The sequence below is a fragment of the Nonomuraea sp. NPDC049028 genome, assembly GCF_043197735.1.
GTDB lineage: Bacteria > Actinomycetota > Actinomycetes > Streptosporangiales > Streptosporangiaceae > Nonomuraea.
Genome location: NZ_JBICTR010000035.1, coordinates 5,712 through 19,364, shown reverse-complemented (window position 1 = coordinate 19,364; position 13,653 = coordinate 5,712). Strand labels below are relative to the sequence as shown.

Genomic DNA, 13,653 nt, shown 5'->3' with positions numbered 1-13,653 from the left:
AGCCGCGCCCGTAGGCCGAACGGTGAATCGCCGACCCGCAGAACTCATCCAACCGCAACGATGAAAGGGGCATCAGCTCGCGTAACGCACTCTCACTCTTGGCGGATGATCGGGTGTAGACCAGCGCCCAGCCGGACATGATCAACGCGCCAAGCACCCCGCCGAGGCTGATCCAATCGCTGATCTCCATGCAGGCACGGTAGCGGGGCAAACGCGGTGCGGCACCGCGAATCGGCCGGTGCTGTGCCAACAATGGGGTGCCGGGGGCGGCGTCTCAGGCTCGGGACGGGATGCGCGGATCAGCTGAACGGCAGCCTGGCCATCCCGTGTGGAAACGCGGCCGATGCTGCTACGACACACCACATGGGCCGATGAAGCCCGGTGTGACCTTTCTAGGCAGGCATGGGCCGCGGGCCGACCTCGGGCGCTACCAGGCGCGCGCGAACTGGGCGGCTGCGGCAACATGCGGCGCGTCATCGTTGTCCTGCCACGGACCTGCCGCGAACGCGGGGGCCGTCGGCGCCGGCTGCTGCCCACCGACCACGTTGTGACTCCTACCGCCCGTGCGACCAGATGTTCGAGGTCCTCGCCCGGCATGAGCGTGACGGAATCGAGCAGCACCGTCAGGGCCTGGCGCTGCTGCTCGACGGAGACGGTGACCGACGTGCCGGACGGCGGAGCCGCGCTGCACGCCCCGTCCAGGAGACGCAGCGCGACGAGCGCGGACGAGCCACTGCGTGAGGGCCGCATATCCGAGGGATTCCCTGCTCGCACCGTAATGCATGCGACGTACGCGGTATCGGCATGGCGCCGCGGGTTTACCTGGCGACCAACTCCCCCATACTGTGATCAACTCCACGAGGAGTCGAACAATTGACCAAGCACGATGGCTTATCGCAGTTCGCCGCCGACCATGCGGAGTGGTTCGCCCGATCGGCCTACCTCCTGACAGGAGACCCGGAACGCGCCAGGGACCTGGCCATCCATGCCCTGGTGACGACGGGCCGCCGCTGGTCCGTGCACCGGTGGAACAGACCGGTCGAGGCAGTGCTCAGCACGCTCTACCGGGCATACCTCGTCGGCCCCGCGGAGCCGCCCGCGGGCTTCCCGCTGGCCGGGATGTCCCCGCTCGGGCGGGTGGCCGTGGTCGCCCAGTTCCATGACGGCCTGGACCCGCACCGCGCCGCCCAGTTGGTCGGCACCTGGATGCCCGGCGCGCTCCAGGAGGAGACGGAACGCGTCCGAGCCACCCACCCGCACCTCCTCGACCTCGGCGAGGAAGCCGCCACGGAGCCCCGGCCTCATGAGGCCATCGAAGCGCCCAGGGACAGCCCATGGGCGGCACCCTGGCAGGCCGACGACCTCGTGGCGCCCCCGAGCCCCTGGACGGCCCCGCTCTCACCGGCTCCGCTCGCTCCATCGCCCGCCCTGGTACGGCTGGCGGCCGAGTTGCCCGTCGCGGTGCCCATGGACGTTGCCCAGACTGCGCCCCGCCTGGTCCTCAGGCGGCGCCTCGTGATGCGGAGCGTATTCACCACCCTGGGCTTCGCGGGCGCCGGCGCGTTCGTGGCGCTCGCCATAGTCGCGCTGAGCGCCCTGGCGAACAGCGCGGAAAGGGCCGCCCAGCGGGCCGACGCCCCGATCTCCGAGCCCGACCTCACACCCACAGAGCTCGCCGCCCGACGCGCTCGCCGATCTCATGCTCAACCCCGCGCACCACTCCTACCTGCAGGCGTTCAACGGGCGCGGGCAGGGCGAGCTGGCCTTCGGCGCACCAGGCCTGACGATTTCCGGCGGGGGACGCTCGACGCCGTGCGCGTACGGCGCGATCGCCGGGATCTGCATCGGTTCCGGCAACGACCCAGGTCATCCCGAGCGGCTGCTGCTGATCCCGAGGAGGGTGCGCGGCGGGCAGCCCGACGCAAAACCGGTCGAATCCTGGCTACTGCGCTCGGACTACGACGGCGACACCGACTGCCTCGGCAACGGCATCGCCTGCGCGAACAAGTGGGTGCTCGGCTCCTATGCGCCCGCCGCGTCCTGCCGCCGGGCCTTCGACAGCCGCGGCGACCACGTGACCGCACTGCTCTTCAACCGGTCGTGCATGGACGAGACCTGGCCGGATCTTTTTCCTCTGACCTTGGAAGATAAGGATGACACTTATGTTTCGTTTGAGCAATGACGGTTGTCAGATATCGGTGAGGTTGATGGTGGGCGGGTGGTGTGGAGGCATGCTTGAGATCTCGATTCGCTCGGCTGGTGGGCGTCGTCTGGCGCGCCGAGCACGCGCGCGGGCATGGCCGGATCGCCCCCGGGCGCACGCCCGGGGGATGCGGCGAGCCCGGCGAGGGGCTCGGCTGTGCAGGCTGGTCGGCCAAACGCGCGGCTCTTTCGGTTGGCCTCTAATGTGATCTTCGACATGATCGTGACGTACATCACATGCGCGTTTTTCTTAAGGAAAAGCACCTTCCGTGACATGCCGGTTGACCAGTGCACATAGCACGTGTGCTTGACGAGTCCTGACTGTGAGCGTCGGGTAAGTGACGCTCCCGTCGTTGACCGATCTTGGTTTGTCGATCACATTCCCAGTGATCGTCTTTATGTCTGTTTTAGGTGCGTGACGGCCTCATTGCCCGAGGTCTGCGTCAGCGTGCCCTGAAGGGATGCGGGATGCGGAGTCGACGTCTGCCGGTATGGTTCGTGGCGCTGATTGTGGGGCTTTCGGCGCTGGTGTTGATCTCGAGTGTCGGGGTGCCGGATCGGCTGGTGGAGCAGGCGGCGGCAGCGGCGCCGGATCCGGAGCAGTCGGTGGATGGCCGGCCCGTGGCGGCGAAGAAGGCGGCCAAGGGCGCGGAGGAGTCCGTGCCGAAGGTGGAGCGGCGTAAGCCGGTATGGCCGAAGGCGGGAACGGCCGAGGTCGAGGTGCCGCCGCTCGGCAAGGTGGCCGAGGCCGGGACGTTGCCAGTCAAGGTCAGCCAGATCAAGGGCGGCGGGCTGGACAAGGTCAAGGTGGAGACCTTGTCGCCGGAGGCTGCTCAGGCGTTGGGCGGGGTGGGGATCGCCGCTCGCGTGGTGCGGGCCGATGATGCGGCGGCGCCGGGCAAGGTGCGGACGGAGTTCTCTTACGCGGGGTTCCGGGACGCCTTCGGCGGGGACTTCGTCAGCCGGTTGCGGCTGGTGCGGGTGCCGGCCTGTGCTGTGGAGGAGCCGCGACCGAAGACGTGCATGGTTCGCCCCGTGGTGGTGCCGTCCACGAACAATGCGAAGGCCGGGACGCTGACCGCGGAGGTCGAGGCCACGCCGGCCGGCGCGAGTGCGGCGGCGGTCAAGCCGACAACTCCGGGCAAGGACCGTAAGGCGTGGGCGGCTCAGGTGGCGCGCGATCGGCTGGCGGCGCAACTCCAGGCGGGGTCGGTGTATCTGCTGTCGGTCGGCATGACCGGGCCGAACGGTAACTGGGGCGCGACCGATCTGAAGCCGTCGGGGACGTGGCAGGCGGGTACGTCGGGTGGCGGGTTCGACTATGACGTGCCGTTGCCGGAGCCGCCATCGGTGGCGGGGAACGGGCCGGATCTGTCGCTGCAGTACGACGCGTCGTCGGTGGACGGGCAGGGCCAGTGGTCCAACAACCAGTCCGGCGTGGTGGGGGCGGGCTGGGACCTGAGCTCCGGGTTCATCGAGCGCCGTTACCGGCGCTGTTATGTCGACAACTTCTACGACGACAACACCGCGGAGCTCATCTGGACCGCCGAGGAGAAGGGGATCGGCGGGGAGGCGTTGTGCTGGGAGTCGCCGGATCAGACCGACGAGGATGCCTCCACGAACGACAATTCGCAGTCGGAGTTGGTGCTGTCGGCGGGGGGCCGGTCGGCGCAGATCGTCAAGGACCGTACAGCGGGCGGGTGGAAGACGGTTCCGGACTTCGGCTGGAAGATCGAGCAGGTCGCCGGGGGAGCCGACGCCCAGCCGTACTGGAAGATCACCAACCAGGAGGGGCAGGTCTGGCGGTTCGGCTACACCAAGGACGCCCAGTGGCAGGTGCCGTACATCGGCAACGACTCGGGCGAGCCGTGCTACGACCGCTACCTGAACAACGACATTCCGCCGACCTGCACCGGTGTGTGGCGGTGGAACCTCGATCAGGAGATCGACCGCAACGAGAACGTGATCGACTACTCCTACAACCGGGAGAGCAACTACTTCTGCCTGCCCTCGTGCGCGCACGAGCTGTATCGGGTGCTGCCCTACGACCGGGGCGGGTCACTGGCCAGGGTGCAGTGGGGCCACAACACTCAGGTGTCGGGGAGCGTGCCGACCGCGCGGACCACCTTCACCACCGCCGACCGGGGCGGCGTCGACGTGCCGACCGACCTGCAGTGTGCGCAGGCCGCTGGCTGCGCCAACAGCGCGCTCGCGTTCTACTCCACCCGCAAGCTGACCACCGTGCAGACCGAGTCGCTGAACCCCACCTCGGGCGGCTGGGACCCGGTGGACCGGCTGGATCTGACGCAGACGTGGATCTACCAGCGCACCGACTTCGGGCCGGCCGATGACCCAGTGCTGTGGCTGGACAAGGTACAGCAGACCGGCCAGGCCGCCAGCCCGTCGATCACGCTGCCCTCGCTGGACTTCGACGCGGTGATGCTGGCCGGCAAGATGGACTACGACTCCATGTCGGACTGGACCGACCTGCTGTCATGGCGGATGGTGCCGCGCATCGCCTCCATCGCCAACGGGATGGGCGGCCGCACCGAGGTCACCTACGGCCAAGCCGACCCGTGCGGCGGCGGCAAGGGCCGCGACGGCTCCAACTACTTCACCGACAAGACCGGCGATTGCTACGACGTCGACATGGGCAGCGATCCTGACTCCGGTTATGAGAGCTGGTCGCGCTTCTTCAAGCAGCTCGCAGTCAAGGTCGTCGAACGCGACATGGTCGGCGCTTCGCCCGACATGGTGCATACCTACGAGTTCATCGGCAGCCCGCTCTGGGCCAAGCCGATCCAGTTCGCCGAGCCGGACCAGGCGCCACCGAGCTCGGACTGGCGCGGCTACAGCCAGGTCCGCACCATCGACGGCTCCGGCACCGACCCATCGGCCTACACCGTCACCACCCGCAACTTCCTGCGCGGTACCGGCCAGACCGTCACCGACTTCGACGGCGGCACCGTGGTGGACAAGCCGATCCTGCAGGGCAACGTGCTGCAGGAGCAGTCGTGGAAGATGACCACGCTCAGTCCCCGCGCCTACACCGAGGTCGACTCGACACGGTGGGAGTACACGATCCAGACCACCGGCAACGGGCCCGGCACCATGGATCCCGCGCTGGTGTTACAGACCCGCAAACGAGCGCGGGAGAAGATCACCGGCGGAACCTGGCGCTACACCGACTCCAAGACCGCCTACAACGCCGACGGCCTGCCGATCAAGGCCAACGACTACGGCCAAGACGGCGTCACCACCGACAACTCCTGCACCACCACCAGCTATGCCCGCAACGCCGATACCGGCCAGTGGCTGGTCAACTTCCCCTCCGTCGTGGAGGAGCGTTCAGGTGACGACTGCACGGCGGGCGCGCTGATCGGTAAGACGATCAACCTGTACGACCTGGGCACCGACCCGGCCACCAACAAGCCCAGCGACGGCAACCTCACCGAGGTCCGCTCCTACGCAGGCGCCTCCACCATCTCCACCACCAAGGCCACCTTCGACGAGTACGGCCGGCAGCTGACCAGCGTCGACCCGCTCAACAAGACCACCTCCACCGCCTACAACCCTCCCGTCGGCTGGCCCAGCACCGGCATCACCACCACCAACCCGCTCGGCCACACCGTCACCGCCCGGCTCTCGCACCGCCTGGGCGACGCGGTCTCGGTCACCGACGCCAACGGCAAGACCACCGAGATCGACTATGACGCGCTTGGCCGTACCACAGCATTGTGGAAGCCGGGCCAGCCGCGCAGCGGCGGCACCCCGAGCGCGACGGTGGCCTACGACATCGCATGGGACGGTTGGCTGGGTCAGCCGACCGCGCCGATCAAGACGACCGTCAAGCAACTGCTGACCGGCACGAAGTACACCAGTGCCATCAGCTACGAGGACGGTTTGGGCCGGGCTCGCGAGGCGCAGACCGCCTCGCCGTCCGGTGGCCGTATCGTCACCGCCACCACATACGATGCGCGCGGCCTGACCGCCACGGTCTCCGAGCCGGTGCACAACACCGGCCAGCCGGGCAGCGGGCTGCTCAACCCCGCGCTGACCAGCCTGCCGCAGTGGACCAAGACCGTCTATGACGATCAGGAACGCCCGGTCGCCTCGATCGCCTACCACCTGGACGCCGAGCTGCGCCGCACCAGCACCGCCTACCCCGGCCTGGACCGTACCGAGGTGACACCTCCGGTCGGCGGCAAGACCGCGACCGTCACCGACGTCTTCGACCGCGCGGTGAAGGTCGAGGAATGGGCCGATGCCAGCACCCACCAGGACAGCAGCTACGGCTACGACCTGCACGACAACCTCACCTCGATGACGGACGCCAACGGCAACGTCCGCACCTTCACCTTCGACTGGCTGGGCCGTCGCACCGCTGCCACCGACCCGGACGCGGGCTCCTCCAGCTACGGCTACGACCTGGCCGGCCGGCTGACCTTCAGCATCAACGGCAAGAACCAGAAGGTCTCCAACAGCTACGACGACCTCGGCCGGCGCACCGTCCAATGGGCGGGGGAGGTGTCCACCGGCACCAAGCTCGCCGAGTGGAGCTACGACACCGTCGCCAAGGGCCAGCCCGGCGCCGCCACCCGCTACTCCGGTGGACAGCCCTACACGCAGAGCGTCACGTCGTATGACAGTGACTACCGGCCTACCGCCACCAAGCTCACCATCCCGGCCAGTGAAGGCAACCTCGGACGCGACTACGCCTTCACCTCTACCTACGACGCCGCCGGGAATCTACGTGAGCAGGGGCTGCCTGAGGCCGGTGGCTTGGGCGCGGAGAAGCTCACCTTCGCCTATACCGACCTCGGCTTCGCTCAGGGTCTGGCCTCCGACCTGGCCGGTGGGTTCACCTACGTCAAGGACACCACTTTCACCCCCACCGGCAAACTCGCCACCCGCTCGCTGGGCGCCGCCGGTCAGGTCAAGCGCACCCTCGAACGCGACACCACCACCGACTGGCTCTCCCGCGTCTCCACCCAGACCAAGGCCGACACCAGCACCCCCGACACCATCCAGGACGACCGCTACAGCTACGACGTCGCGGGCACCATCACTCGCGTCCTGGACGCCGCCTCGGCCATTCCTGGCAGTACCGACGGCCAGGCCGAGTGCTTCACCTACGACGGTCTGCTCCGGTTGAAGACCGCTTTCACGACTACCGCGAGTTCGTGTACCGGCACCGGCGACGCCAAGGGCATCGACCCCTACAGCCAGGCCTACGCCTACGACAAGGTCGGCAACATCACCAGCCTGACCGACAACGGCCAGACCGCCACCTACACCTACCCTGCCCCTGGCTCCACCGCCGTCCGGCCCAACGCCGTCACCGCCATCACCCGCCCCGCAGGCACCGACACCTACGCCTACGACGCGGCCGGTCAGTTATCGGCGCGCACCGTCGGCGGCAAGCAGGGCACCTTCGACTTCGACCAACTCGGCCAGCTCACCCAGGCCACCATCGACGGCAAGCAAACCTCGATGGTCTACGACGCCGACGGCGAACGGCTGATCCGCCGCGACCCCGACGGCAGCACCACCCTCTACCTCGGCCCGATGGAACTACGCCTGGCAGGCGGCCTAGTCGCGGGCAAGCGCTACTACAGCGCCAGCGACGGCTCCCCGATCGCCATGCGCGACGCCACCGGCGTCACCTGGCTGCTCGCCGGCCAGCACGGCAGCACCCAACTCGCCATCAATAACACCACCGGCACCATCAACCGCGAACGCTACCTGCCCTACGGCCAGCGCCGCGGCGGCGACGACCTGCCCTTCACTGACCGCGGCTTCCTCGGCAAGATCGAAGACACCTCCACCGGCCTGAACTACCTCGGCGCCCGCTACTACGACCCCGCCATCGCCAAATTCATCTCCACCGACCCCGAACTCGACCTCCGCACCCCCGAATGGGCCAACCCCTACAGCTACGCCGCCAACAACCCCATCGACCAATCCGACCCCGACGGCCGCCGCGTCGACACCGGCGGCGGCAGCACCGACAAGAGCTACGGATACTCCCGCAACAAGAAAACGCCTAACGCCAACCAGAACTTCGCCAAGACTCACAAACCCAGCGGCCAGAAGTGGACCAAGACCCAGAGAAAAACGGTCGCGCAACGAGACGCGCAGAACGAACGCAACCGCGAACTTGAAAACCAGCGACGGGCGGCACGAGCCCGCACAATTCGCAAGAACAAGCAGCTCGATAAACGCGATAGAGACAACGCCAACTGGCGAGCCAAGCTCGCTAAGGCCAAGGGTGCGGGTTTCTGGAACTGCCTGTTTTCCGACTGCAACGGCGCCGATCTTGCGCTGCTCTACCGTCACGGTAGTATAGGCGCGCAAATAGGCGAAGAAGCGAGCATGCTCTTCGGCATCGCCGCCGAGGTCGAAACCGGAGGCAGGGGCGGTGGACGTTGGAAAGCGGGCGAAGATTATTCCAAGCCCAATAAGAATGGCGTCGCGCCATCCATGTCCACCATGCGTAAGAGGTTTTGGAAGAACGAAGCGGCGGAGCCCGACGCCGCAGACCAATATGGTGCCGCGAACATCAGTCGTATGAAGCGCGGAATGGCCCCACGGCGACAGCGTCCGAACGGATCGTGGGAATCAATGGAGCTCAGCCATGAACCTATTCCCGAGCGGGATGGTGGTATGTTGATAACACCACGATGGCCAGAGGATCATGTCCTCATGGATCCGGGCGGACACCGTAGGCTCCCGCCCGGTTACTAACGCTGCGAACGGGGCGCGGCACTGGGACCCTCTGGTGCCGCGCTCAAGCGTGATGCTGAAGTCGGGACGATCCAGGAGGATTCAGGTGAGCACAAGCGGGGCTCAGGCAGCGGCCTTCTTCCGTGAGATCGCTCGGACTCATACCGTTTGGTGGGTTCGAGACGACGACGGCAGTCCCACCCCGGTCTCAAGTTCCGGGCAACCAGCTTTCCCCTATTGGTCGTCGAAGACCCGTGCACAGCGCGCCGCTCAGCTATGGGGTCCTCAATTTCGAGCTGTTTCAATGCCGCTGGATCATTGGCGAAGCGCGGCTTTGCCGGACCTAGCCAAGGATGACTTCCGTGTAGGGATTAACTGGAGCGGACAGCGCCTAACCGGATGGGACTTCACTGTCAGCGAAGTAGTCAATCGCCTCATTCACGCGCTCGGCGAGCCACCATACGACCGGTAGATTCGGACTGTCGCAACGATCTCAAAGCGGGTGCAGAGACGGAGCTTCTGATCGGGTATTTCGATGATCGCCCGACGGGCGGGTACTACTTCCAGATCTTGCTGATGCTGAGCCTTGAGTCATGCCTTGGGGTCCGACCCTCAGTGCCGGATTCTGATCCGGTGGATTCCGCATAATTCGGTGCGGCTGGGAACTTCTGAGGCGGCCCCTTGAAAATAGTGCAGAGGCCCCACCGGAGTTTGCTTTCCGGTGGTCTATGGGCCTGGCGATCTTTATGTGGTGCAGTCACGGAAGATAGCCGGATTTGCGGCAGGGAGTTATCGCGATCGAATAACGGTCCGCATATGGAAGCGGCCGCTCCGTGAGGATCTGGTTCATCCCAGAACTGATCATCCCGCCTGTAACTAACTGAGCTCTTTCCATCCTGACGGTCCTGGTCACGATGGGTCTGCGGATAGCGGTGGCGGATGAGAGGAGGCTCCCGATAAGACAGCAGTCGACCAAGATCCGATGCCCCAACCGGGAGCCTCGTTGCTGTCTTATCGCGCCTCGATTCCGCTGTCCAACCGCACCCTGACCCGCCTGGCCGAGCTGATCCGCACGCAGCGTGCTGAACGCCGCTGCCGATGGCGGAAGTTGGACCCGGCGCAGCAAGCGCTGCTGGTCCTGGCCCACCTGCGCAATGGCGACACCTACGCGCGCCTGGCCGCCGGCTTCGCCATCGGCACCACCACGGCCTGGCGCTACGTCCGCGAAGTCGTTGACCTCCTGGCCGCTCTGGCCCACGACGTGCACACCGCCGTGACCCGCGCGTCCCGGCTGGCCTACACCATCCTGAATGGCACCCTCATCCCCATTGATCGCCTCGCCGACGAGCGGCCGTACTACAGCGGGAAACACAAGCAGCACGGGATGAACGTGCAACTGCTGGCCGATCCCGCGGGTCGGCTGGTGTGGGCCTCGCCTGCGCTGCCGGGCGCCGTCCACGACGTGACCGCGGCCCGGACGGTCGGCCTGATCAACGCCCTGACCAGGCTCGGTGTCAAGACCTTCGCGGACAAGGGCTACCAAGGAGCTGGTGGCACGATCCGGACACCGTTCAAACGGCATCGCCACCGGCCCTGGTTGTCGCGTGCACAACGGGAGGTCAATCGCGCCCACGCCCGCATCCGAGCCATTGGCGAGCGTGCCGTCGCGACCTTGAAGTCCTGGAAGGTGCTGACCAAGCTGCGCTGCTGCCCGCATCGCGCGACCGTGCTCGTGCAGGCGATCCTCATCTTGCAACTCGTCGAAGAGGGTCGCGACTCAGGATGAAAAGGGCTCACTAATGCACTCGGAGGCTCAGCGCTCTTACTGCCGGTCAGCGGCGGCGGGCGGCCGGGTCACGACCTTGCTGCCAGCGGGCCAGGGCCTCGGGAGAGACGCGGGCGTAGCGGGCCAGCGAGGCGACGGACGTGTGGCCGGAGTAGGCGAGCAAGGTGGAGGTGTTGGCGCCGTCTTCAGCGGCATGGGTCAGCGCGCTGTGACGCAGCTGGTGCAGCGTGTACGGCCCGCCGGGCAGCTCGGCGGTGGCTTGCTCGAACAGCTCGGCGGCGCGCCGGTAGGACAGCCGGGCCCGGCCGGAGTCCTCGTCGACGTCGCCGGGCGGGAGCGGGACGCGGGCGCGCCGGTCGGTGAGGAACACCGGCCCGGTGCGGCGGCCGTCGAGCAGGCGGGGGAGCAGCCGGGCGGTGGGGGCGCGCCAGACGTCAGCGGGAGCCTCGCCGAGCTCGGCGCTTGTACACCGCCCGGCAGCCGTCCCGCAAACTACCGTTTTTCACTGTCGTGATGACAAGTAACGCCTTCGCTACTTTCGGTCCCGCTCGCGCCGGTTCGAGAGCACCCTGGAGGCATGTCGAAGACGACGCCCGAGGCGGAACCCGCGCGAGGGTCGTGGCTGTGGCGCGGCGTGGCGATCATTGCGGTTGTGGTCTTGGCCGCCTCGCTCGCGGCTGGGCTGGTCTGGTTCTTCGCCGACCCGCTGCGCCTGCCCAAGGACGTCCTGGAAACCCTGGATCAACGGGCCAGCGTGGTGGCCATGTTCACCGGTATGGCGCTCGGCGTGGCCGGTCTGGTGGTCGCCATGATGGCCTTGCGCGCGCCAACGCGCGCCGACCACACCCCGCCAGCTGCCACCGCCACCCCGGACGCAGGGCAGCAAGCGCCACAGGTAGCGGCCGAAGGCGAGCGGTCGATCGCCATCGGCAGCGGCAGCGGCAGCGGCAACTCCAGCATCGTCTCAACCGGCGATGGGGCACGGAATGTGCAGATGCGGGCAGATGCCTCTGAGCAAGGCCGGGTCTGTCAGACCGGCGGCGACCAGACCATTCGCGAAGGCGGCGATCATCGGCGCACGTACGGCGGCGATCACATCGAGTTCCACCACAGCACCTTCCATGACAAGGTCGTCGGCAAGCGCATGATCACCCCCGAGCCTGCCGCGCCGGACGGGGATGCCGATGGGCGGCGCTGAGGGCGACCACATCGACTTCCGCCGCAACACCTTTAACGGCGAAGTCATTGGCGTCCAACACGTTCACACCTATCCGCCTGCGCCGGAGCCGGGCCAGATCGTCGAGGGCGACATCCCGCAACGCCCGCCCGGTTTCCAGTCCCGCGAGCAGCTGCTGCATCAGCTGGCCAACCGACTCGGCGACCCAGCCCCGGGCCAGAGCGGTGAGGAGGGCGACAGCGGCGGCGCGGCGGTGATCTGTGCGGTCGGGGGCACGCCCGGAGTGGGCAAGACCATGTTGGCCGCTTCCTATGCCTGGGCCTGTCAGGCCGCAGGGTGGCCGGTGGTGGCCTGGATCGCCGCCGAAACCGTCGATCAGATCACTACCGGGCTGGCCGCGCTGGCCGAACGGCTCGGCCAGCGACAAGCCGACGACGACGCCGCGGCGGCGGCCGCGGCCAGGGCCAGGGCCTGGCTGGCCGCCACCACCCGGCCGGCGCTGCTGGTCTTTGACAACGCCACCGACGTCGCGTTGGTGCGCCGCTGGTGCCCGGCCACTGGAGCCACCCGCGTGCTCATCACCACCCGCAACCGCGCCTTTCTGCGCGCCTATGAGCCGGTACAGGTGGAGATGTTCACCTCCGCCCAGGCTGCAGCTTTCCTGCACGAGCGCACCGGCCTGGCCGACCCCGCAGGCGCCGCCGAACTGGCCACCGAGCTTGGGCATCTGCCGCTGGCCCTGGCCCAGGCCGCCGCGATGATCTCCCGGCAGTCCCTGGACTACCACGGCTACGTAGAAGAGCTGCGCGCCTTCCCGGTCGGCGACTACCTGCCTGCCCAGCACGGCGACGCCTACCCGGCCGGCACCGCTGAAGCGATCTTGCTGTCGATCAACCAGGCGGAGGCCAGGCTGCCGCCAGCGCAGGAATTGCTGGGGATGCTCGCGGTGCTGTCCCCGGCTGGCGTCCCACGGCAGATCCTGCACCGGTGGACCAGCGCGGGCACCGAGCCAGGCGTACGACAGTTGCTGGCCGACCTGGCCGATACCTCCCTGATCACCTTCAGCGAGGACCGCACAACGGTCTTGATGCACCGCCTCATCCGGCGTGTGCTGCGCGACCGCGCCGCCTACCACGGCGGCCTCGATACACTCCTGGGCCAAGCCACCAGCCTGCTGCACGCCTTCAACGCCACGCTGCCCGCCGGCTCCGGCACTTGGCCGACTCGCACCGCGGTCGAGCCACTCATCGAACAGACCGACATCATCTACCGGCAGATCCGTCCCGGCAACGACCCGCCTGCAAGCCTGCTGGAGCTGCGCGCCTGGTGCGGCCGGTACCTGGGCGACGTGGCCGACCTCGCTCGCGCTATCCCCCTGCTGCAGCAGACCCTCGCCGATCGAGAGCGGGTGCTGGGCGGCGACCACCCCGACACCCTGACCAGCCGCAACAACCTCGCCTCCGCCTACCAGACGGCGGGGCACCTGGGCCGGGCCATCCCCCTGCACGAAGCAACGCTCGCCGATCGAGAGCGACTGCTGGGCCCCGACCACCCCAACACCCTGACCAGCCGCAACAACCTCGCCCACGCCTACCAAGAGGCGGGAGACCTGGGCCGGGCCATCCCCCTGCACGAAGCAACGCTCGCCGACAGTGAGCGGGTGCTAGGCCCCGACCACCCCAACACCCTGACCAGCCGCAACAACCTCGCCCACGCCTACCAAGAGGCGGGAGACCTGGGCCGGGCCATCCCCCTGCACGAA

The 13,653-nt window shown here is 67.6% G+C and carries 10 protein-coding genes; 6 read left to right on the top strand and 4 right to left on the bottom strand.

All coding sequences use genetic code 11. The features are described 5' to 3' along the window. The 3 genes from ACGFJ2_RS59150 to ACGFJ2_RS59140 form a co-directional block, all read right to left on the bottom strand. Positions 1-190, bottom strand: a 190-nt coding sequence (locus ACGFJ2_RS59150) for a hypothetical protein (RefSeq protein WP_393484247.1), incomplete at its 3' end; no start/stop codon positions are given. Positions 191-891: 701 nt separating this feature from the next. Further along, positions 892-1,305 (bottom strand): hypothetical protein, encoded by a 414-nt coding sequence (locus ACGFJ2_RS59145; RefSeq protein WP_393484244.1) that lies wholly within the window; start codon positions 1,303-1,305, stop codon positions 892-894. Between the two features lie 93 nt (positions 1,306-1,398). Next, complete coding sequence (locus ACGFJ2_RS59140) at positions 1,399-1,701, bottom strand: hypothetical protein (protein ID WP_393484242.1); 303 nt, start codon at positions 1,699-1,701, stop codon at positions 1,399-1,401. Between ACGFJ2_RS59140 and ACGFJ2_RS59135 the strand changes: the two genes are divergently transcribed. The 4 genes from ACGFJ2_RS59135 to ACGFJ2_RS59120 all read left to right on the top strand — a co-directional run bounded on the left by ACGFJ2_RS59135 (position 1,700) and on the right by ACGFJ2_RS59120 (position 10,714). Continuing rightward, positions 1,700-2,182, top strand: a complete 483-nt coding sequence (locus tag ACGFJ2_RS59135; RefSeq protein ID WP_393484239.1) for a hypothetical protein — start codon at positions 1,700-1,702, stop codon at positions 2,180-2,182. The two genes, ACGFJ2_RS59140 and ACGFJ2_RS59135, sit on opposite strands and share 2 nt — an antisense overlap. 488 nt (positions 2,183-2,670) lie before the next feature. After that, on the top strand, positions 2,671-8,949 hold the full coding sequence (locus tag ACGFJ2_RS59130) for an RHS repeat-associated core domain-containing protein (protein ID WP_393484237.1): 6,279 nt from the start codon (positions 2,671-2,673) through the stop codon (positions 8,947-8,949). Further along, positions 8,900-9,400 carry a DUF2750 domain-containing protein gene (locus ACGFJ2_RS59125; protein ID WP_393484234.1) on the top strand — a complete coding sequence of 167 codons (501 nt, stop codon included), beginning with the start codon at positions 8,900-8,902 and terminating at the stop codon, positions 9,398-9,400. Before ACGFJ2_RS59130 ends, ACGFJ2_RS59125 begins: the two co-directional genes overlap by 50 nt. Before the next feature lie 531 nt (positions 9,401-9,931). Continuing rightward, positions 9,932-10,714, top strand: coding sequence for a transposase family protein (locus ACGFJ2_RS59120; protein ID WP_393484231.1), 783 nt, complete (start codon positions 9,932-9,934; stop codon positions 10,712-10,714). A 46-nt stretch (positions 10,715-10,760) separates the two neighbouring features. Here the strand turns inward: ACGFJ2_RS59120 and ACGFJ2_RS59115 are convergent, their stop codons facing one another. Next, positions 10,761-11,084 (bottom strand): tyrosine-type recombinase/integrase, encoded by a 324-nt coding sequence (locus tag ACGFJ2_RS59115; RefSeq protein WP_393484228.1) that lies wholly within the window; start codon positions 11,082-11,084, stop codon positions 10,761-10,763. A gap of 207 nt (positions 11,085-11,291) precedes the next feature. Here ACGFJ2_RS59115 and ACGFJ2_RS59110 point away from each other — a divergent pair, with 207 nt between their 5' ends. Both ACGFJ2_RS59110 and ACGFJ2_RS59105 read left to right on the top strand, forming a co-directional pair. Beyond that, the gene (locus ACGFJ2_RS59110) at positions 11,292-11,912 is read left to right on the top strand and encodes a hypothetical protein (RefSeq protein ID WP_393484225.1); all 621 of its coding nucleotides are present in this window, start codon (positions 11,292-11,294) and stop codon (positions 11,910-11,912) included. Then, a partial coding sequence (locus tag ACGFJ2_RS59105; RefSeq protein WP_393484222.1) for a tetratricopeptide repeat protein occupies positions 11,899-13,653 on the top strand: 1,755 nt, incomplete at its 3' end. The genes ACGFJ2_RS59110 and ACGFJ2_RS59105, both read left to right, overlap by 14 nt.

Excerpts from the sequence above, each read along its gene's own strand:
- ACGFJ2_RS59135 (WP_393484239.1), top strand. The coding sequence starts at position 1,700 with ATGCTCAACCCCGCGCACCACTCCTACCTGCAGGCGTTCAACGGGCGC.
- ACGFJ2_RS59130 (WP_393484237.1), top strand. The coding sequence starts at position 2,671 with ATGCGGAGTCGACGTCTGCCGGTATGGTTCGTGGCGCTGATTGTGGGG.
- ACGFJ2_RS59110 (WP_393484225.1), top strand. The coding sequence starts at position 11,292 with ATGTCGAAGACGACGCCCGAGGCGGAACCCGCGCGAGGGTCGTGGCTG.
- ACGFJ2_RS59140 (WP_393484242.1), bottom strand. The coding sequence starts at position 1,701 with ATGAGATCGGCGAGCGCGTCGGGCGGCGAGCTCTGTGGGTGTGAGGTC.
- ACGFJ2_RS59125 (WP_393484234.1), top strand. The coding sequence starts at position 8,900 with ATGTCCTCATGGATCCGGGCGGACACCGTAGGCTCCCGCCCGGTTACT.
- ACGFJ2_RS59145 (WP_393484244.1), bottom strand. The coding sequence starts at position 1,305 with ATGAGGCCGGGGCTCCGTGGCGGCTTCCTCGCCGAGGTCGAGGAGGTG.